Annotated in this window: 18 protein-coding genes; 9 read left to right on the forward strand and 9 right to left on the reverse strand. The window is 46.0% G+C overall.

Features of this window, described 5'->3' with window-relative positions:
- The first annotated feature begins 206 nt into the window (after positions 1–206).
- On the forward strand, positions 207–965 hold the full coding sequence (locus ABD920_RS14170; protein ID WP_345159944.1) for an SDR family NAD(P)-dependent oxidoreductase: 759 nt from the start codon (positions 207–209) through the stop codon (positions 963–965).
- Between the two features lie 429 nt (positions 966–1394).
- A complete protein-coding gene (locus tag ABD920_RS14175) occupies positions 1395–2525 on the forward strand; it encodes an MBL fold metallo-hydrolase (protein ID WP_345159945.1) in 1131 nt (376 codons plus the stop codon).
- Between the two features lie 151 nt (positions 2526–2676).
- On the opposite strand, the gene ABD920_RS14180 is transcribed toward ABD920_RS14175, so the two are convergent.
- The 9 genes from ABD920_RS14180 to ABD920_RS14220 form a co-directional block, all read right to left on the reverse strand.
- Positions 2677–3057 carry a rhodanese-like domain-containing protein gene (locus tag ABD920_RS14180; RefSeq protein ID WP_345159946.1) on the reverse strand — a complete coding sequence of 127 codons (381 nt, stop codon included), beginning with the start codon at positions 3055–3057 and terminating at the stop codon, positions 2677–2679.
- 295 nt (positions 3058–3352) lie between these two features.
- Positions 3353–4180, reverse strand: coding sequence for a hypothetical protein (locus tag ABD920_RS14185; RefSeq protein ID WP_345159947.1), 828 nt, complete (start codon positions 4178–4180; stop codon positions 3353–3355).
- Positions 4177–4353 (reverse strand): hypothetical protein, encoded by a 177-nt coding sequence (locus tag ABD920_RS14190; RefSeq protein WP_345159949.1) that lies wholly within the window; start codon positions 4351–4353, stop codon positions 4177–4179. The genes ABD920_RS14185 and ABD920_RS14190 overlap by 4 nt, the downstream gene beginning before the upstream one ends.
- Positions 4353–5477 carry a toxic anion resistance protein gene (locus tag ABD920_RS14195; RefSeq protein ID WP_345159950.1) on the reverse strand — a complete coding sequence of 375 codons (1125 nt, stop codon included), beginning with the start codon at positions 5475–5477 and terminating at the stop codon, positions 4353–4355. Before ABD920_RS14195 ends, ABD920_RS14190 begins: the two co-directional genes overlap by 1 nt.
- Entirely contained in the window at positions 5443–5892 is a 450-nt protein-coding gene (locus ABD920_RS14200) for a hypothetical protein (protein WP_345159951.1), read from the reverse strand. The genes ABD920_RS14195 and ABD920_RS14200 overlap by 35 nt, the downstream gene beginning before the upstream one ends.
- A gap of 465 nt (positions 5893–6357) precedes the next feature.
- Positions 6358–7041, reverse strand: coding sequence for a transposase (locus tag ABD920_RS14205; RefSeq protein WP_345159952.1), 684 nt, complete (start codon positions 7039–7041; stop codon positions 6358–6360).
- Between the two features lie 91 nt (positions 7042–7132).
- Entirely contained in the window at positions 7133–7957 is an 825-nt protein-coding gene (locus tag ABD920_RS14210) for a hypothetical protein (RefSeq protein ID WP_345159954.1), read from the reverse strand.
- Positions 7958–8352: 395 nt separating this feature from the next.
- Positions 8353–9543 carry a serine hydrolase domain-containing protein gene (locus ABD920_RS14215; RefSeq protein WP_345159956.1) on the reverse strand — a complete coding sequence of 397 codons (1191 nt, stop codon included), beginning with the start codon at positions 9541–9543 and terminating at the stop codon, positions 8353–8355.
- A gap of 258 nt (positions 9544–9801) precedes the next feature.
- Positions 9802–10014, reverse strand: coding sequence for a hypothetical protein (locus tag ABD920_RS14220; RefSeq protein WP_345159957.1), 213 nt, complete (start codon positions 10012–10014; stop codon positions 9802–9804).
- A 2-nt stretch (positions 10015–10016) separates the two neighbouring features.
- Here ABD920_RS14220 and ABD920_RS14225 point away from each other — a divergent pair, with 2 nt between their 5' ends.
- The 7 genes from ABD920_RS14225 to ABD920_RS14255 all read left to right on the forward strand — a co-directional run bounded on the left by ABD920_RS14225 (position 10017) and on the right by ABD920_RS14255 (position 21063).
- On the forward strand, positions 10017–10496 hold the full coding sequence (locus ABD920_RS14225; RefSeq protein WP_345159958.1) for a very short patch repair endonuclease: 480 nt from the start codon (positions 10017–10019) through the stop codon (positions 10494–10496).
- Positions 10477–12081, forward strand: coding sequence for a DNA cytosine methyltransferase (locus tag ABD920_RS14230; protein ID WP_345159960.1), 1605 nt, complete (start codon positions 10477–10479; stop codon positions 12079–12081). Before ABD920_RS14225 ends, ABD920_RS14230 begins: the two co-directional genes overlap by 20 nt.
- 260 nt (positions 12082–12341) lie before the next feature.
- Positions 12342–13811 carry an ATP-binding protein gene (locus ABD920_RS14235; RefSeq protein ID WP_345159961.1) on the forward strand — a complete coding sequence of 490 codons (1470 nt, stop codon included), beginning with the start codon at positions 12342–12344 and terminating at the stop codon, positions 13809–13811.
- Position 13812: 1 nt separating this feature from the next.
- The gene (locus tag ABD920_RS14240; protein WP_345159962.1) at positions 13813–16731 is read left to right on the forward strand and encodes a Z1 domain-containing protein; all 2919 of its coding nucleotides are present in this window, start codon (positions 13813–13815) and stop codon (positions 16729–16731) included.
- Positions 16709–17722 (forward strand): PD-(D/E)XK motif protein, encoded by a 1014-nt coding sequence (locus tag ABD920_RS14245; protein WP_345159964.1) that lies wholly within the window; start codon positions 16709–16711, stop codon positions 17720–17722. Before ABD920_RS14240 ends, ABD920_RS14245 begins: the two co-directional genes overlap by 23 nt.
- Entirely contained in the window at positions 17716–20085 is a 2370-nt protein-coding gene (locus tag ABD920_RS14250; RefSeq protein ID WP_345159965.1) for an AIPR family protein, read from the forward strand. The genes ABD920_RS14245 and ABD920_RS14250 overlap by 7 nt, the downstream gene beginning before the upstream one ends.
- A gap of 84 nt (positions 20086–20169) precedes the next feature.
- Positions 20170–21063: a phosphorothioated DNA-binding restriction endonuclease gene (locus tag ABD920_RS14255; protein ID WP_345159966.1), complete on the forward strand. Its 894-nt coding sequence runs from the start codon at positions 20170–20172 to the stop codon at positions 21061–21063.
- Positions 21064–21201: the final 138 nt, after the last annotated feature.

Genomic DNA, 21201 nt, shown 5'->3' on the forward strand with positions numbered 1-21201 from the left:
TACTGATTCTGGATGGGCTTTATCAGGCTTCATCGTTTAACTTCTCCTTTATAGCAAGATCAATTATATGGCTGCAATCATCTGGCAAGCCCCTTGTCTTTGACAGAAATAACCAGTCTAATGAACGAAATTCCCAGCAAGTCTTTTCATCCTATCCAACATAACCGAAATTTTATCTATTTTGATAGTCAAATAAAGCATGCTATATGAAGTTTAAAGATAAAGTAGCCATCGTAACGGGTGCCGGTCAGGGAATAGGTCTTCAGATTTGCAGGCAGTTGGCCAGTGCCGGCGCAAAGGTGATCCTGAATGACCTGGACGCGGATTTGGCGGAAGGCGCTGCAAATCAAATTTCGATCGAGTACGGAGAATGCCTCGCGGTGGCAGGAGACTCCAGTGATGTGACTTTTATACAGCGCATGGTCGACACAGCGGTCTCCCGGTTCGGCCACCTCGATGTGATCGTCGCCAATGCCGGTATCACGCTGTTCGGTGATTTCTTGACCTATACGCCTGAATCCTTTAACAGGGTGATGCAGGTAAACCTGGCCGGCACGTTCTTTCTGGCCCAGGCGGCGGCCAGGCAAATGAAGCAGCAGGCCTCCGGTGGCTCGCTCCTGTTTACTTCCTCCGTTACCGGGCACCAGGCGCACAAGCACCTTGCCGCCTATGGCATGAGCAAGGCCGCCCTCGAGATGCTGGCAAAAAACCTGGTGATTGAGCTTTCGGCCTTCAAAATAAATGTAAATACCATTGCCCCGGGTGCCACCCTCACGGAAAGGACGCTTGAAGACCCGTCCTATGAACGCACCTGGTCGGGCATCACCCCGATGGGCAGGCCGGCCAGCGTCATGGATATCGCCAATGCTGCCTTGTTCCTTGTCTCGGAAGATGCCCGGCATATAACAGGGCAAAGCCTGGTGATTGACGGTGGCTGGACCTGCATCAGCCCATCGCCCTTTTAAATCATCCGCTCGGTGCATGCAACCACTCTGTTTGCAAACCATATATAGCTGTAGAAATGCCGTAGCTATCTTCCACCTTTAAGAGTCAGGTCCCCAATCAAAAGATCCAAGTTGCGATTTACTTGCTTTGTTAAAACATGACCCACCCCTACCCCTCCGAGGAGGGGATGAAACTACGCTTGAGGAAGATTCCCCTCTCGGGAGGGGCAGGGGTGGGTTTTCACTCATTAAGGAAATTAACCTGATATATAGCGCAAGTTGGGTTAAAGATATTTTCAGTTACCCGTTTATATAGACCCGAAACATATTTTATATAGTGCGGTTATACAGCCCTGACCCTGAACTGCTGGACACATCTTATATATAGACTCTACAGGCAATGGGCATACCTCTGACGGCACACAATCCGGTCTTAATCGATCCCTGCTGATGAAAAAAAGTTTACGGTACGCGCTGTACGTGCTCGGTTTTGTGATCCTATTGGCTACCGTTGGCGGCTGTTCCTTCCTGCGGCTGTCTCCACAGTTCGGTGCCGAGGCGAAAGGGGCGCGCCTGAAAACGATACAGGCCTCCCCCAATTATCAGCACGGCGTATTTCACAATCCTGTGGAAACCAACATGGACATTGGCTTTCAGGGCTTCATGAAACTGCTTCACACGCGCTTCTTCGGAGACATGGACAATCAAACGCCGGATTGGGAGATACCGGTGCAGCAGATAGACACCACCCAGTCTGCTGCCGTGCAGGACACAGCCACCGTGCTTACGTGGCTCGGGCATTCTGCTTTTCTGGTCGAAATAGACGGGAAGCGGTTGCTCCTCGACCCCATGATGGGCGACATTGCCTCCCCGATCAGCTTTCTGGGCCCGAGGCGGTTTTCCAGGCTTCCGGTTTCGGTGGAGGCCCTGCCCCCGATTGACGCCGTCCTGATTTCGCACGACCACTACGATCACCTTGATTACGGCTCCATCCAGAAGCTGGCAGAAAAGACCGGGCATTTCTACGTAGCCCTGGGCGTCGGGGCGCACCTCGAGCGCTGGGGCGTGCCGGCCAGCAAGATCACGGAGATGGACTGGTGGCAGGAGCAGTCGTTTCAGGGGCTCACCTTTGCCGCCACCCCCTCCCGCCACTTCTCCGGCCGCGGGCTTACGGACAGGATGAAAACCCTCTGGACCTCCTGGGTGATCATGGGCAAGGAAGACCGCATCTTCTTTAGCGGGGACTCCGGTTATTTCGACGGCTTCCGGGAGATCGGGAATAAATACGGGCCCTTTGATATTACCCTGATGGAGTGCGGACAGTACAACGAGCTATGGCCCAACATCCACATGATGCCCGAGCAAACCGTGCAGGCGCACCTTGACCTGAAGGGAAAACTGCTGATGCCCATCCACTGGGGCGCTTTTGCCCTGGCCATGCACACCTGGACAGACCCAATCGAGCGGGCAACTGCAAAAGCCCTGGAGCTGCAGGTACCGGTCGCAACGCCTTTGATCGGCCAGCCGGTGATTTTACATGAGCGCGTGCCGCAGGAGGATTGGTGGCGGAAAAAAGAATAACATATACCTTTCGTGCTTCATCTGCCTTCGGCCACCCCGTCTTATATACCTGTAATAAAGTATATCGCAACCTGCGCCGCTTTACTCCTGTCCGCGTGCGCTGGCTTTAACAACGGCCCCGGTATCAGCAAACTGGCCCTGAATTCATGCATCAGGCTTCCACCCCCCCGCCTTTTTCTTTCCATGAATTGAAGCCTCCGGCCATGTGCGCCACGTTCTTTACGCCCATTTCCTGCGCTCTTTGCGCTGCCATGGCAGACCGCCCGCCGCTTTTGCAGTAAAATATCTTCTCTTCATCCGAAGAAAAAATATCCTTGTGGTATGGGCTCTGCGGGTCGATGTAAAATTCCAGCATCCCCCTGGAGGCATGGATCGCACCCGGAATTTTGCCGTCGCTGTGCAACTCAGGTTCGTCGCGCACATCGATAAACGTGACACTCTTCCTGTTGAAGCGATCAATGGCTTCGTCAACTTCATACGTTTTGATTTGCTGGCTGGCCTCTGCCACCAGATCTTTTAAGGTCTTTTCCATAATTTGTAGACTTGTGTATAGCGTATAGAACGAAAGTATCACGATCAAAAACAGCCTTTTGGGGTGCACCAAACCGATAAGAGCTGTTCTAAAATGGTCAGTTGCACTGCAAACCAGACAGGGGCGAAGGCAGGATTTGCAGCAGAGTCGCTGTTATTTAAGCGCAATCTAAAAAGTCTCATATAATCAAAAGGCTGCAGGTATTGCAACCTTGTTTTTACAAACTTATTATACGAAACCTAACGCTTTTGCATACTCGGTTCTGAGGAAACAAATGTTGTGGTGAGATAGGATGTCACCTGCCCTTGCGGTACGTGCTGACGGGGAATAGGCGGCAGTCTTCGAGGTGGAGGGCGTAGGGGGCACCGTTCCAGTGGATGACGGGGACCATTTCGGCGGGTTGGGAACTGTGGTGGCTGGGGATATACACCATGGCATTGCCTACGTAAGCCATGCTTTCAATGCCAAGCCGCTCAGACACATAGTCCTCAAAGGCAGCCTTTTCTTCCTGGGTAGAAGTGAAGCCGATTTCGTTGGTGAGCAGCCCGCCCGAGATATCCTCCTGCAGGTAAACGATCTTTGCGTAGGTGTTGATGGAGATCTGCGGCACGGCCAGCGCGGGCACCTCAGCTTTGGCATCGGCCACGTCTTCAAACGCCCGCTGGCTGATCTCGCGGTTCTTCTGATGCGCGGCTTTCACCTCTTTCCGGTCTTTCCGGAAGGCGACGGGGGTTACTTTCCGAAGCACGGATTCTGCGCGCGCGGCCGCACGCCGCAGTGCCGCCGCCTGGGCATGCTGCTGCTGATAGGCGTTGATGATAACGGTGAAGGTATTCAGGAAATGGTCGGTGTGCTGCAGGTGGAACAGTTCCAGTTCGTGGCCCCTTTTCCGTTCAAGCAAGTAGACGTGAATATCCTTTGTCCGCTCCTGTACGGCCTGGATCTTCTGTGCGTGCGGTGTGCCTTTGTAGCGGTGGTGTAGTTCCTGCAGCGCCGCCAGCCGCTTGTTCGAGTCCCGGAGATAGGGAACGTCCTTCACATCGATACCCTCCGGACTCCCGACCACGGTTCTGTTTTCAGTCTCGCCGTTAAGCCCGAAAAGGGAACGCCAGAAATCACTCATGTACGAAGTATCTTTTTTAGGTGCTGCGTTTCTATCTCGACCTGTATTTTCTCAGATGCCCGCAGTTCCTCCCGGAAACTGTCGAGGCTTTGGATATAGAGGTCAAGCAGGGCCTCCTGTTCTTCTGTCAGGATGCTTTGGGTGGTGTTTTGCAGGTCTTTTTTATCTGCCATTATTCCGCCTCAATTTTTTTGGACTTGCCGAACGTACCGATGATCTTGTTGTTGAGCTCTTCCTGCACCTGGGCGAGTTCCTTCACGGCCTCTGCCCGCTTGCGGCTTCCCTCTTCCGATATCTTCAACACGGCGTCCAGCGTCTCCACCATGTCCTTGTTCACTTTCTTCAGCGTGTCCACATCCACAATGCCCCGCTCGTTTTCCTGGGCGGCGCTCACCACATTGGTCTTCAGCAACTGCGAGTTCTTCAGCAGCATCTCGTTGGTGGTGTCGGTCACTTTTTTCTGGATCTCCAGGGCCTTGCGCTGCTTCTCCAGCCCGAGGGCGATGGCCACCTGCTGGCGCCACACCGGGATCACGGTTACGATGGAGTTCTGGATCTTCTGCGCCAGCACATCGTTTGTCGTCTGGATCATCCGGATCTGGGGCATCGACTGCGTGGCGATGGTATGGGAGAGCGTGAGGTCGTGCACCTTCTTCTCGAGGCGGTCTTTAAAGGACACCAGGTCGCTGAGGCGCTGCACCACCAGCTCGTCCTGCCCGCTCGACTCCGCCTCCGACTGCAGTTTGGGGATCTCCACGTTCTCAAGCTCCTCAATCTTCATCTTACCGGCCGCAATCACGGCGCGCACCTCGTGTATATACTCCACCGCCTGGTTGAACATCACCTCCAGGCTGGTGGAGTCTTTCATGATGCTCTGCCGCGTTTTCTCCAGCTTGATCACTACATCGTCCACGTTCTCGGCGATGGTGTTGTACTGGCTGGCAATGCGCTGCGACCTGTCCTTGATTTTATTCACGAACGGCAGGCGCGAAAGCAGCCCGCGCTTCTGCTCCTCGTCGATCTTGATCATGTTGATCTGCGTCAGGAGCTCGTTGATGGCGGTGCCGGCGTCGCCGGAGTCCTTGGCTTTCACCTTCGTGAGCAGCTCGTTGGAGTAGTAGCCCAGTTTGCGCTGCGTCTCCACCCCGAAGTTGGTGAGCGAGTCGGGTTTGGAGGGGTCGATGGTTTTAGAGATCTCCAGCGCTCTTTGCTGTTGCTGCTCTTTGTTTTCAGCAAGCGGGGTGTTGGTGTTTTCCATGGTTTTAAGCTTCGGGTTGATGTCTATGCTCGTTTTCAATGGTGTCCAGGTCGCGCAGGCGCTCTTTAATGCGGGCCTGGCGCTCAGTGGATTCATACCATTCAATATCGTTTATTGGCAGGTAATCTCCTAATAAACTGTGTACCTCTTTCAGCAGGGCCTCACCTTTCTTCGTCCGGAAAGCAGGGTTTTTGTAGCGGGCGCTGAGGTAGGCCACCTTTGCCTGCCCGCCCTGCGTCACGGCCAGCTCCTTCACCTCCACCACCAATTCCGAAGACTTGTTCTGGTCCGTAACGATGGTTTTATATACCCCCCTGTTCTCCTCCTCCAGCAGGGCGGTGCCCGTTTGACGGGCGGCCGCGATGGCTTTGCGCAGGCGGTGGTTGGGTTTTAAATAGTGCCCGAAAACGTACCCCAGCACTGCCCCTATAACGAATGTCCAAAAGATGATCATAGATATTCTTACCTGTTATCTTCCAAAAATAAATTCCATATACCTATACGCGGAACATGCCCAACCAGTCGGACAGCAGCAACCTATCCATGATCGCCATAAAATGGGGTATTCGTCTGCTTTGCTCCCTTTCCCGAACCGGTGGTAGTAGCATGTTGAAATGCCGCTTGGTTTATATATAAATCTATATAAAGTTTATATATAAAACAGCCGCGCTTTAGAGAAGAACAAAACCTGCGTACGATTTATTCCCGCAACATGGAAGTGTATTTGCCCAATCGTGTTTCTGAGCGATTTACCTTTCCCATTTATATAAATCACCATACGGAACGGGGTAGGAAGTGTCAGGAATCGGCTGTTTATATATAAAGCCATGCTAGTAGTTGGACGACCCGGTTAATAAAGAATTATTCTGGTTCTGATAAGGATTTACTGGGGAATGATTGGACAGGTCGCGACCTGTCCCTACGAGTGGTTTTGGTAATATACATCTTCCTGCCAAATTGCTGGATTATTCTGAATATACTGCATGATATGACGGTATGCCCTTTCGTGCCGTATGATATGATCATGGAAAGAGCGTTGCCATGTAAAGCTTAATAAGCCATGCTGACGAATCTGCTTGGATGTAGTGGTTTTATACACACCTATTAGTGCTGACAAACTCTTGACTTTACTGTCAGCCGTTATATTTTCCTGATTGATTTCAATGATGCCATGGACGTGATTCGGCATGACGACAAAGGCGTGCAGGATGAGATAAGGGTATTGTTCCGCTAGCCAGTCCCATTGCCGTTGAGCAATTTTCCCGTAATCATTCAGCAGCATTTCATAGTTCTTCACTTCACCAAAAACACAGGCTTTTTCAAATACGCAGGAAGTAATGAAATAAAGCCCTTCCTTGCTGTAATCATGCCCACCTAACCTATTCAATTTCCGATCCGGTCTTATCATGTTAAAGCCTACGAAGCCTCGTAGGGACAGGTCGCGACCTGTCCAATCATTCCCCGACAATCGCTTCCGGATACTTGTGCTCCGGCCACTCATCTCCCGCGCCATTCTACCGCTCATCACCCATTCCAGGATTAAGCTTTCAGAAATTTCAACTCGATAAGTCACCTCCTTCTGAACCAGCTCGGGAATCTCCACCCCCTTTAACAGAACAGCCGCCCTGACGCTAATATGGGGGCGGCTGTTCTGTGGCTATATAGCAAGCTGCACCTTCCGCAGCGACACGGCTTTACTGGTAGACATAGGTTTCAATAAAATCCTGCACATAGGGATTGGACTTCAGCTTCGTGTTTCGTTGCTTCGGCATCCCGGAGGCGTGGTACGTGTACGAGTAGAGTTCGTGGTCACGGAAACCCGGGTTGTTTTCAAACAGTCTCACACCGGGCAGGTAAACCTCACTTTCGGCGTAAGGCATTGGGTTTGGCTTGCTGTCATAGTCGCCCCACCTGATGACGGTCGGAGTGCCGAGCCCTTCGATGCTGTTATCTGTAGACCAGGCCTGCGCAAGCTCCGCCAGGTTGCCGTTGGCGTCGTACTTGTATTCGGCTATGCCGAGCTTGCCCCCGTCAGATCGCGCATAGCTCATGGTCGTTTTCTTCACCAGTTTGTCTCCGCTGTACTCAAAGGAATAGCGGTAGTTCACCTGGTTCTCCCCGTAATAGCGAACAGCCTCCACCACTTTATCACCTTCGTAGGTGTAGCGCAGGAAATTGTCACTACCCTTAAAGTTCAGCCGAACAGGTTTAGCGCCTTCATATACCACGGTATAACCCAACGTAGGCTGGTCAGTGTAACTGACCTCCACCAGCCGGTTCTGCGTGTCATACGTCATGGTTTTTGTTCCCAGCTGCTTCAGCAGGCTGTTCGTCGTGATCGGAGGCGTAGTTGGCGTGGCTGGCGGCGTTGGCTGGCTCGGGGACGGTGATCCGGTAGATGGAGTGCCTGGTGCGGCAGGCAGGATATCTTCCTTGTCGCAGGAAGAGAAAGTGAAGGCGGACAAACTAAGTCCGGCAAACAGCACGAGTTGATGTAGTTTCATGGCAATATTTTTCATAGGTTTATTTATACTTGGTAAACCTATATAGCCAAGTTATATGCCACATATTATAAATGATTTATAACCAGTTACTTGCGTATATATAATTGATTTTCACACGCTTCCAAAGTGTCCGTTTAAGGACAGGATGTTTGCTCATATGTCCGTTTTCAGTACACCCGATTCACTTCTTTTAGCGCCTGCAAAATTTATATATCCCTATTCCGCTTCCAGGCAGATGGCCTGCTGTCTCTGTAGAGCAGAAAGGGTTGGCTATAGCTGCAAATTACGCGGCCGCCACAGGATAAATAAAACCCCTCCCATATAGCGTGCGTCGTTGAGGTGCCGCTTATTCCTTCTCAACCGCAGTTCGGAAAGACAATTTGAACAGCCTCCCCTCTGTCTGAAACACTTTACCTGGCTGCTTTCTGGTTATAGGGTATATAATTCTCCCAGTACCAGGGGGTGTACGTATCGCCGATGGCGGTCTCAAGCAGCTCCTTGAAGATGCCTTCGGCGTTGTCGGAATTGCTGAGGATAATGATGCCGGTGCCCTGCTCCGGGAAAATGATGGAATAATGCTGAAACCCGTCGCCGTGCCCTTCTTTGAACGCCCCTGTGCCGTATGGCGACTGCAGCAGCCCCCAGCCCAGGCCGTAGCTCAGGTGGATGGCATCGTTGGCCGTGGTGTCACGCGCATTCAGCGGGGGGAATTGCTGGACGGACCGGATCCTGATCTGGGGGCTGAACATCGCTTTGGTTGTGGCCGGCTTCAGGATCTTGTGCTGCAGCACCGCCTCCGTGAACAGGGTATAATCATCGAGCGTGGTTTCGAGGGTGCTGGCCGAGCGGGCTTCATTGTCCTTGTCCTTCTCATACAGCTCGCCGTTCGTTTTGTGGCCATGCACATAATCTTTTTCAAACCGCGGTTGCCAGGTATAGGCCGTCTGCTTCATGCCCAGCGGCCCAAAGATCTTTTCCTGCATGAGCTCCTCCAGTGGCTGGCCCGTCATGTACTCCAGCACCACCTGCAGGTACACCATTCCCTCCCCGGAATACAGGTATTTTGTGCCGGGCGTGTGTTTCACCTTCAGTTTCTTATCCGCCTCATACCATCTCCAGTTCGGGAAACCAGAGGTATGGGCCAGGCACATGCGGGCGGTTATTTTTTGATAGAGGCTGTCCTGCTCCAGGTCGCGGAAGTCGTCATGCCATTTCTTGGTAGGCGTGTAGGCATAGATCGGTTTGGGCAAATATGCTTGCAAAGGCTTGTCGAGGTCAAGGACGCCGTCTTCCACCAACTCCATTACCAGAACACTGAAAACGGCCTTGCTCAGGGAGGCGCCATAAAAGTTGGTGCTGGTTTTTATCGGCTCCTTTGTATCGAGGCGCTTATAGCCGAAGGCCTTTTTGTAGACGGGCTTGTTTTGGTTGAACACCGTGATCGCCATCCCCTGCACATTGGCCGCATCCATGAGCGCCTGTATCTTCTGGTTTAAGGCAGCGGCGGTTATCTTGCTTCCGTCGAGCCTGGTGACGTTCTGGGCCTGCGGCGTGAGGTGGAGCATGGAGAGGAGGAGGAAGAGGAAAAATCGCTTTTTCATAGGTGTGGGAGTTTGGTGGTGGAGGCACCTAAGAGTTTAAGGGACTAACTGTCCTAGAGACGCAGTACTAAAGATTTCGGCCAAGCCGGTACATTAAGTATAGATATACTTTCACCACTGCAGACAACAAGCATTTTACTATAATATTTATATCAAATTAGAAACTCCCTCCTCAGCTTTTTAGCGATAGTTAAACTTTTGATAGCTGCCATGCTCAAGAATGTTTTGAATCTTCATTAAATTATAGGATTTCAGCTTTTAGTAATTTTCATCAAAATATTCTTCTTCATCAATAAAGAACCTAAGCAGCTGCCCTCTTACATCCATTTCAAAACTTTCCATTGCTTTTATATAAGCCTTTCTAACAGAGTCAGCTTCTACAAAAAACTCCTCATTCTCCAAGGGATAAAGTTCCCCTGTAAAAGGGTCAGCTCCAGGTTCTCTTACTATATTGATTTTGTAGGCTTTCATCTATGTCATTCGTTAAAGTTACTAAATTAGGAAATATACCTTTAGTAAGTATGTCAGACGTTCATTCTAAAGAAACCCGTAGCTATAACATGAGCCGCATCAAAGGTAAAGACACTAAACCTGAGATGCTGGTTCGCAAATTTCTTCATAGTAGAGGATACAGATATAGACTACACGTTAAGAGACTCTCAGGAAAACCTGATATAGTGTTGCCTAAATATAAAACTATCATTAATATTCATGGTTGTTTCTGGCATGGTCATCAGGGATGCAGATACTATGTTATTCCTAAGACCAGAACAGAATGGTGGTTGCATAAAATTAATAGAAATAAAGAACTTGATGAACAGAACCTTTCAAAACTAAGCCAAGAAGGCTGGAAAGTTTTAACGATATTTGAATGCGAATTAAAACCAAAAATCAGAGAAGAAACATTCAACCGTATCTTAAAATTTATAAATTGTGGCGATACCAGTAGTTGACATATTTGCAGGACCGGGAGGACTCGGAGAAGGTTTTAGTGCTTTATTAGAAGACAAAAGCCAGAGATATTTTGATATAGCTCTATCTATTGAGAAAGACAGTGAGGCCCATAAAACATTAACATTAAGAAGTTTTTTTAGGCAATTTCCTATAGGTGAGGCTCCCGAAGATTATTATTCTTTTGTTCGTGGGGAGATAAGTGTAGATGAACTATATGAAAGATATCCTGATGAGGCCTTAGTGGCCAAAGAAGAAGCGTGGCAAGCTGAACTTGGTAAAATTTCAAATACTGAAGTTGATAAAAAAATAACTCAGGCACTAAGAGGAGAAGAAAACTGGTTACTAATTGGAGGTCCCCCCTGCCAAGCATATTCAGTTGTGGGTAGGTCCAGAAGACAGGAAAAAATTCTAGATGCTGCTAAGGATGAAAGAGTTGAACTTTATAAACAGTACCTGAGAATACTTGCAGTACATAGTCCAGCAGTATTTGTCATGGAGAATGTTAAAGGAATTTTGTCTGCTAAGACACAAGAGAGTTCGATTTTTTCAAAGATTTTGAAAGATTTGGCTGATCCTGCAGAAGCTTTTTTAGAAGAAGTAGACTTTCCTGAAGTAGAAATACGCTGTAAAGGATACAAAATTTATTCTCTGGTGAACAAGCCCCAAAGTCATGAACTTGATGGTAGACCTGTTTATAATCAAAAAGACTTCATTATATATGCGGAAAATCATGGAGTTCCTCAGACACGTCATAGAGTAATACTTTTAGGTATCAGGAACGATATTAATTTTGTCCCCGACACAATCAATAAAGTAGAACATGTACCTTTAATTAAGGTTATTGATGACTTACCTAAACTTAGAAGCGGTCTATCCAAACAAAAAGACACAGCCAAAAATTGGCTAAAAGCTGTAGGTAATATAGATATTCGACCTGATAGCGTGCCAGAGAGCACAGAAGTCTATTCTGCAGTTCAGGAACAAATACAGAAAATGGAGCCGTTTGAACATGGAGTGGGAAGCAATTTCATTCCATGGATTGATAAAACCTGTACATATAAAAAGGGCTGGTTTCATGATCAAAAGCTCAAGGGGGTTGCTAATCATAATTCGAGAGGCCATATGGATTCTGATCTTCATCGCTATTTTTATGCTGCTTGCTTTGGTCGTGCTAAAGGTAGATCACCTAAAATAAAAGATTTCCCAAAAAGCTTATATCCGCTGCACAAAAATGTAGATCAGGCAGTGGTCGAAAAAAAATTTTCAGACAGGTTTAGAGTTCAAATTGCAGATTATCCAGCAAAAACAATAACCAGCCACATTTCTAAAGACGGACATTATTACATACACCCTGATCCCTCACAATGCAGAAGCTTAACTGTAAGAGAGGCCGCACGTATCCAAACTTTTCCAGACAACTATTTCTTCTGCGGTTCTAGAACTTCTCAATTTATACAAGTAGGAAATGCAGTTCCTCCCCTTTTAGCAAACAAAATTTCTAAGATTGTCTCTCCTATTTTCAAATCAATAGGAGCTGGTTTATCTCAACAAATGGAGGTAAAATCTACAGCAGTAACGGCTTAAGTTTTTTTATTAAACTTAAATTAAAGTATCTCTAAAGCATCTTTCTCAAAAAAGAATACACTTTTTTCTACAAAAAATAGTGGAAAACACTTGTCTAAATAGTTATTTTCATATATTAGCAAAAGCTAAGGGCCAGCAGCATTTTTAAGAATTTAAGCGCCACTAATAGCGCCACTAATATTGCTTGACTAAAGCATTCAGCCTGATTACGCAAGGGTCTATTGCTGATTGTATAATGAAAACTAACTATAAATTATTCAATGGTTGATTATTCGATGATTGAAACCACACCTGCTGAACCTGAAGCAGGATCCATGATTGAAACTTTTCGTGCTATAGGTTATAGCCTTGAAACTGCAGTGGCAGATATTATAGATAATTCCATATCCGCTGAAGCTAACAACATTTGGGTTGACTTTGCATGGAAGGGGTCTATGTCATGGATTGCTATTAAGGATGATGGTATTGGGATGAACAACGCAGAACTGATTAATGCTATGCGCCCCGGCTCCAGAAACCCAAATGAAACCCGGAACACCACAGATCTGGGTCGGTTTGGTTTGGGACTTAAAACAGCATCATTTTCCCAGTGCCGCAAGCTATCGGTAATTTCCAGAAAGATAGATTCTGAGCCAGTATTCTGGACATGGGACTTGGATTTTGTGAACCAGACGGGAAAGTGGAATCTAATAAAATATCTGCCGGATCCGTCTTTTGAGCAGCAGTTGCTTGCTCAGGATTCAGGGACAACTATAATATGGAATGATATTGATCGTCTGGTTGGAGGTCTGAACCAGAATGATAATACTTCACTCAATAAATTCCTGAGAAGAATGGAACAGGTTAAATACCATCTGGCCATGACCTTTCACAGGTATATTGATGGTAACAAAATCAAGCTATGGTTTCAGCAACATGAACTAGCTGCTTGGGATCCATTTCTTATCAGTGAAACTGCAACGCAGAAATTACCTGGGGAGCCTGTACAGGGCGGACGGGTAAAACTGAGAGGATTCGTCCTTCCACATAAATCCAAATTAACAGAAATAAAGTTCAGAGAAGCAGAAGGGCCTAACGGATGGAACGCCCATCAGGGGTTCTACATCTACCGCAATGAACGACTACTTCTTGCCGGTGACTGGTTAGGCATGTTCAGAAAAGAGGAGCATTATAAACTGGCAAGAATCAGAGTAGACCTGCCTAATAACTTAGATGAAGACTGGCAGATTGATATAAAGAAGTCAGTTGCAAGACCTCCTCTAATCCTGAGAGAGCAGCTGAAGGCATATGCAAGCAAGGTTCGGGCACAGGCTGTTGATGTTTACAGACACAAAGGGAAAGTGCTTCAGCGTAAATATGCTTCCCATGAGTTCAGGCCGGTCTGGTTGGAAAAAGTCAGGCATGGCAAGCGCTTCTATGCCATAAATACTGATCACCCACTGGTTCAGCATCTTCTATCCGATATTGATGCTAAAAAGGCTTCTATTACGAGGCTCTTATGTCTGATTGAGGAAACTGTACCTATTCCACTCATCACAATCAGGGAAAGCGAACAGCCTGACTTGCAAGGTCAACCGTTTGAAAGTGTTACTTCTGACGCGCTTATCAGTTTGATGAAGCTCATGTATGATTCCATTATAGAACAAGGCCATACAGAAGAATTTGCAAAGACGGCAATCCTCAACATGGAGCCTTTTAATCTTTATCCACAACTAGTAGATTCTATATAATATGTCAGAGGTTGAACAGGCAAAACAATTTGAACAGGCAAAACAAATAGGTGTCACCCTTTTGCAAGGAAAGAGAAACGTTACGGATGCTGATCTTAAGGATACGATCAGTAATATTCTGAAACTTTTTCCAAACCTGCTTGGTGAGAGCGATTCAATGTACAAATATTTAGAATCCCAGTTTTCTGTGTTTTCCGATAATTACAGAATACTTGTTGATGATGAAACGTACGTTCCCTGGCTTAAGAACAAGAAGTCAGAAATAAAGTGGAGCTTCTGGAACAGATATGTGATGTATCTTCAGAAAAAGATTGCTCCCTCTACACTGAATAAGCTTGATAACTTAACAGATGATATACTTGACAGAATCATTGACCCCAAAACCCCGGGTTCATGGGATAAGAGAGGTATGGTTGTCGGGCAGGTTCAGTCGGGCAAGACGGGCAACTATATAGGTCTGATTAATAAAGCTGCTGATGCAGGGTTTAAGCTAATAATAGTCCTTGCAGGCATGCATGATAGTCTCCGAAGCCAGACTCAAATAAGGGTTGATGAAGGCTTCTTGGGATTTAACACCCAGACTGCCATGAACTTTTCAAATGCAGGTAACAGAATAGGTGTTGGCCAGTACAATAAAAATCTGCCAGCACATGCTTTGACAACCAGCAGGCTGAACGGGGATTTCAAGGCACAGGCTGCCCAGTCATCGGGAGTAAACATTCGCGGTACTGATCCTATTATTCTGGTTGTAAAAAAGAATCCATCGATTTTAAAAAACCTTATAACATGGCTTGCTGCAAGAGGAGACAAAACTCCTGATGGTAAGATTATTATTCGTGATCTGCCTTTCCTGCTGATAGATGATGAGGCTGATAATGCTTCCATCAATGTTGACCCCAGAAAAGTTTCTACTATAAATGGAAGTATCAGAGCCCTGCTGTCCTTGTTTGAGCAGAGTGCTTATATAGGATATACCGCCACGCCATTCGCAAATATATTCATTCCACTTCTAAATGATAATCAGACGAAAGGACTGAATATGAACATAAAGGATTTTGAATTCTCTGTAGGTCAGGACTTGTTCCCTAGAGACTTTATCATCAATATTCCCGCGCCTTCAAATTACATAGGACCTTCAAAAGTATTTGGTCTGCCTGCCGCCTCTTCATCTGAAAATGCTGAAGAACCGTTGCCGGTAGTTGTTAAAATCTCTGACTATATAAACTTTGTTCCTGACAAACATAAGAAGGGAGGCCCGCTGCCAACCGAGCTACCGCAAAGCCTGAAGTATGCAGTGAAGTGCTTTATACTTTCATGTGCCGCCCGAAGAGCAAGAAAGCAGGTGAATGTCCATAACTCCATGCTGGTACATGTGTCTAGGTTCATTGACTGGCAGGATAGAATATCCAGTTTAGTTGACGCTGAACTGAAATTCTATCAGCGTCAAATCGAGTTTGATCAGGGTAATGTCGTCAAAGAGCTCCGTAAAATATGGGTTGAGGAATTTGAGCCTAAAACCCGACAGGTTATTAATCAGACCCATACTTATACCGATCCGGAAATCAAGCCGATATCCTGGTCAAGGGTCAAAGCCGAACTTTTCAACGCCAGTTCTAAAATTGAAGTACGGGCAGTTCATGGTGACAAGAACGTTGCCGGCTTATCCTATCACAATATTTCACCTATTGATTACTTCACTTCTGAACAGCAAGGCAATTATTTATCTGTTATAGCTATTGGAGGAGATAAACTTTCAAGAGGGCTAACCTTGGAAGGGCTTACTACAAGTTATTACCTGCGCGCTTCTAAGATGTATGATACTCTTATGCAAATGGGCCGGTGGTTTGGTTATAGACCCGGGTATGCAGACTTGTGCAGGTTATTTACCAGTAATGATCTCATTGAGTGGTTTAAACATATAACAATCGCTTCAGAAGAGATGAGATCTGAATTTGATTATATGTTTCTTCTTAATGAAACTCCAAGAAATTATGGACTGAAAGTAAGGACTCATCCGGGAGTTTTGAAAATCACTTCTGCCAACAAGTTCAGGCATAAACATATAATGATGTTAAGCTATTCCGGTAAGCTTGAGCAAACTCACAATTTCAAGATCGATCCACAGATCTTTTCCAGAAACTTTAGTGTAACAACAGATTTAATTAAAGCACTGGAAGACCCAATAGGACCTGTTAATAAAGAAGTAGAAAATCAAAAGTATGTCTGGCAGAAGCCGAACAACAGCAACCTGATTACACAGTTTCTACGCTCTTTCTCTATTGCAAGAGAAGTGGTCGATGTTCATAAAATGGCAGATTACATTGATGCACAGGTAAGAAAGGGGAACCTTACAGACTGGACAGTTGCCCTTATTAATAATACGATGGTGAAGGACGAAGCCGACAAGGGTATAGTCGAAATAAATGGGGAAGAAAAGGAAATTGGATTAACAGACAGAAGCATCACGCTCACACGTCCTGATGAGATTGTGAGTTCCTATACTATAAATAAGGCAATGATTATATCCCCTAATCATGAACTTATAGATATGGATGATATTGAAATTGGCAGGGCTCTGGCACTTACTGAGATGGACTGGGGAAAGAGTAACAGAGAAGGTAAGCCTTCATTACCAAGTGGAGCTAGGATAAAGTATACAAGAAAAGCTATCAAAGGCTTGTTACTGCTTTACCCCCTGCATCACGCGCCATTACACCGGTGGTTGCTTGACACGAGCACCCCAGAAAAGAAGGAATATGGTACAAAAAGAGAGACTTATTCTGATGTGCCGATCTTTGGCTTTGCTATCAGCTTTCCGGAAATAGTAAATGATGAAAAAATTGAGTATGCGGTTAATAATCAGTTTATTCAGGAATTTGATTATCCGGATGAGCTAGATGCTGAAGATGATGGAAATTAGCAGAATAAACCAGCTGTGGACTCAGCTTGCCAGCAATGCGCCCTCCCAGTCAGGCTTTGTGAAGACAAGGTATTCTGATACAGCACCATGCCCGCTGTACTTAGGCCAGTTGGCTGGTAATTTGCGATGCTTGTTAATAAGAGTACCCCTTCATGTTGCCAGTAACGCACATGTAGAGCGAAATCTCAAAGGCATCAAAGTTGAAAAAATGGCTGAGAGTACAGATTCTGTTTTGCTCAGTCTTTGCCTGCAGGATAGGAACTTTGAGGATATATTTAATATCCTTCTAAGCGATATTATCTCAAATGTCATTGAGCTGTCAGACCCTCGCCAAGTTCTAAGACAGTTTCTGAGCAGGGTGGATAAATGGCATGCCTTACTTGAAAAAGCAGCAACAAGTGGCTTAACACCGGAAGAACACCGAGGCTTATATGGGGAAATTTTTCTGCTGAGGAAAATGCTCCTTGCTTTACCGGATCCGGAAAAGCCTCTGACAGCATGGGTCGGTTCCGACAAAGCAGTCAGGGATTTTCAGTATGGTGTGTGTGCACTTGAAGTTAAAACAAGTCAGGGGAATAATCATCAGAGAGTCCACATCAGCAGTGAACGCCAGCTCGATACAACCACTGTAGGGCATCTTTACTTATTCCATTTATCACTGGATACACAACAGGCTGCAGGGGAATCACTTAATGACCTAGTTGATTCTGTGTCTTCATTCTTACTGTATGACTTTAGACTTTACTCTCAATTTCAGTTTAAACTGGTGCAGGCAGGGTACTTGCCTGCACACAGGGAGCTTTATGCGAATAAGGGCTATGTAATACGTACAGAAACCTTTTACAGCGTTGAAGGTGCCTTCCCTCGGATAGAAGAAAATGATCTGAGACACGGTGTTGGTGATGTTAAATATTCCATCATCATCTCCGACTGCGAATCTTATCAGACAAATGAAAACTCAGTATATCAAATCTTGAACCAAGCATGGTAACAAATCTTGAAAACCTGGAATTAAGCAAATTTTATCAGAACATTCAGCAGGAAGTCCGGTCAGAGCAGCTCTCTGAGGAAGATGGAGGCACTCTGGAGCAGATCTTCACACAGGCTGCTGTAGATCTGTTATCTGATGGCGGTGAAACAGAAAATGTTCGCGTTTGCTATGATGAAAAAGTCCTGAAAACAGGTATACAACACAAGATCAATGCCTATGCGCTGTCAGACAATTATGAAACGCTTGATCTCTTCATTACCATATACAATGGGACAGATGAATTTAATAGGATATCAAAAGATCAAATAGATAAGGCAGCAAAAAGAATTACCAATTTCTTCAGGAATGCGGTTTATAAAGATTATGTTCATGAAATAGAGGAGGCTTCCGAAATTTTTGATCTGGCACACACTTTAGGGGAGTCCAAGGAATTGAAGGAAGGATTGGTCAGAGTGAATGTTTTCATTGTGACAGATGGCATTTATCCGGGTGATCATATAGCAAACCATTCCATATCAGGACACCCCATCTACTACAGGGTCGTTGATCTGAACTACCTGTACAATATTTCTGGAAAATCCCATGTTCCTATTGAGATCAATTTCAAAGAAGATGGCTTTCAGGTTCCATGTATTTATACCCCTACAGAAAATGATGAATATCAATCCTATCTGGCTATTATTTCCGGGGATGCCTTAGTCAACATCTATGAAAGATTTGGATCCCGGCTGCTGGAACAGAACGTCAGATCGTTTCTGCAGTTTACCGGTAAGATTAACAAGGGAATCAGAAAAACGATAATGACAGAGCCCCACATGTTTCTGGCTTTTAATAATGGTCTGGCTGCAACTGCCGAGGAAATCCGATTGGAACCTTTACCTGACGGTAAAGGAAATTCGGTAGCATGGGTGAAGGATTTTCAAATAGTAAACGGAGGTCAGACTACTGCTTCCATATACCATACTTGGAAGAAAGATAAAGCAAATGTGTCAGGCATTTTTGTGCAGGTTAAGCTGAATGTTGTCAAAAATAAGGAAAACTTCAGCACAGTAGTTGCGCGCATTGCAGAGTACGCCAACACTCAGAATAAGATTTCAGCATCCGATCTTAGCTCTAACAGCGAAAATCATATTCTGCTGGAAAAATTGTCACGGACTATATGGGCCCCTCCTGTTTCCGGTAAATCCCAGCAGACCCGCTGGTTCTACGACAGGGCGAGAGGGCAGTATAAAACGGCTATGCTCAAGGAAGGGTTTACGCAGGCGAAAAGGAAGGCGTTCGAGCTCAAGAATCCCAAATCTCAAGTGCTTACTAAGGAGGATCTTGCCAAGTACATCAATACCTATCAGGAAGTATATGATGGCAGAAGGATTGTTATAGGTCCACATTTTGTGGTTAGGGGGAATCAGAAAAATTATGTGCAGTTCATGCACCATAACTTCAGCTCAAGTCCGGATAACATATACTTTGAAGATGCTGTTGCGAAAGCAATATTTTTCCGGGCAGCTGAGAAGGTTTATGGTGTCAAGCCTAACGCAATTGGAGACATGCGTTATGTTACTGTGCCTTATACCATAGCTTGGCTTGGTTACAGGCTTGGTTACAGGCTTGATCTTTATAAGATATGGAAAGCGCAGAATATCAGTGATCATCTGAGAGAAAAGTTACGTGAAATCATGATAAGAGTGGAAAGCTATATCAGAACCCATGCACCAGGATCCCTTTACGGTGAGTGGGCAAAGAAAGAAGACTGCTGGAATGCTGTCAGGCAACAGGATTTTGGTGTATCCTTTGACAGCATCAGGGATGATCTTGAAGTGAGAGGCCAAGTGTATAAGAGAGTCAGAGTAACAGAAGATGAAATGGTTTCTGCTGAAATCAAAGCGCTGCAGGAAAGGCTGCAGTCGGTTCACCCAAAGACATGGGAAAAGATTGAAGATTGGGGCAGAGCTACTAGGAATCTGACTCCGTATCAGCGGACTATGGCCAGAACAATTGGATCAAACTTTAGCAGAAACAGAAAGCTGAGCGAAATTGAGTTCAATAATGGTCAGCAAATACTCGATCTAGTTATAGATAAGGCATCTGAAATTCTTTTTGATACGGAGGAATATTTTGAATTGGACGCAACGGCGGGTGTAACAGAAAAACCAGAAATAACTCTTGAGCTTATACAGGCGGTGGTAAAATGGGATAAGAAAAACAAAAAATTACTGGACTTTGAATATCGATTTATGGCTGATCTTGCTGCTGAAAAAAAAGCATTGACAGAGAGGCATTCTCAAATAGCGTTGAAGAACTATAAGAAAGCTATCAAATTTGGCTTTGAGATGGAGATAGCTTCATTAGATTTGGGGAAATAATTTGTGTTATTGGCATGGGTAACACTAACAGCCTTCAATATTCTGATAGTAAAATAGTTTGATGGAAAAAAGGTTCATTTCCTGATGCTCAACCAAGACCTCCTCTCCCAGTTCCAGAACATCAACACCTGGAAAAGCAAGGGCATTCGTGCGCCCCACAAGCCGCTGCTGATGCTACTGGCATTGGGAGAAATTCAAAGGGGGAACGCAGGTTTTATCCCTTACTCATATATAGAGCCGAAGCTTAAAGAGCTGCTGCTTGATTTTGGTCCTCAGCGAAAGACACTTTATCCTAACTTCCCTTTCACAAAGCTAGCCAACGACAATCTATGGCAGTTTAATAAACCGGAATTGCTGGACACAAAGCAGGACTACACCTCAAAATTTTTACTATCAAACGATCTGCAGGGCAAATTCCCTGATTCTGTAACGGAACAGATCAGACACAACCCGGAATTACTACGGAATGTGGTGGAAACGATCCTGGAACAGAATTTCCCGGAGACGCTGCATCAGGATATTCTGGATGCCGTAGGCCTCAATTTGCATATTGGCCCGCTGAACAACAACTTGAAACAATCCCGGAAAAGAGACCCGCTCTTCAGGGAAAGCATTCTGAAAGCTTACGAATACCAGTGCGCCGTTTGTGGCTTCGGCGTCCGGTTGAAGCACAAGATTTTAGCCCTTGAAGCGGCCCATATCATGTGGCACCAGGCAGGCGGACCGGATGTGGAAGTAAACGGGCTGGCGCTTTGCGCTACGCATCATAAATTGTTCGATCTCGGTGCCTTTACCGTTAATGCTGATTTAAAGATGCTGGTGTCCGATGAAGTAAACGGTATCGGTGCCAATGAATGGCTGCTGCAGCACCATGGCAAATCCATCAATCCGCCCCAGAAGAAAACCTATTATCCAAACCCCGAATTCACCGTCTGGCACGTGAACGAAGTCTTCAAAGGCAGCTACCGTGATATATAAAGCTGGGCAACCGGCCTGTTTGCACCTTCGCATTTTGAGTATATAGATTAGCCCTGTCACTCTTACTCTTTAATACCAAGATCAACTGTATGAAAGCGCATTTCTGTCTTAAAAGTACACGCGGGCTATATAGCCGAA

It is taken from the genome of Pontibacter saemangeumensis, from assembly GCF_039541895.1.
Lineage (GTDB): Bacteria > Bacteroidota > Bacteroidia > Cytophagales > Hymenobacteraceae > Pontibacter > Pontibacter saemangeumensis.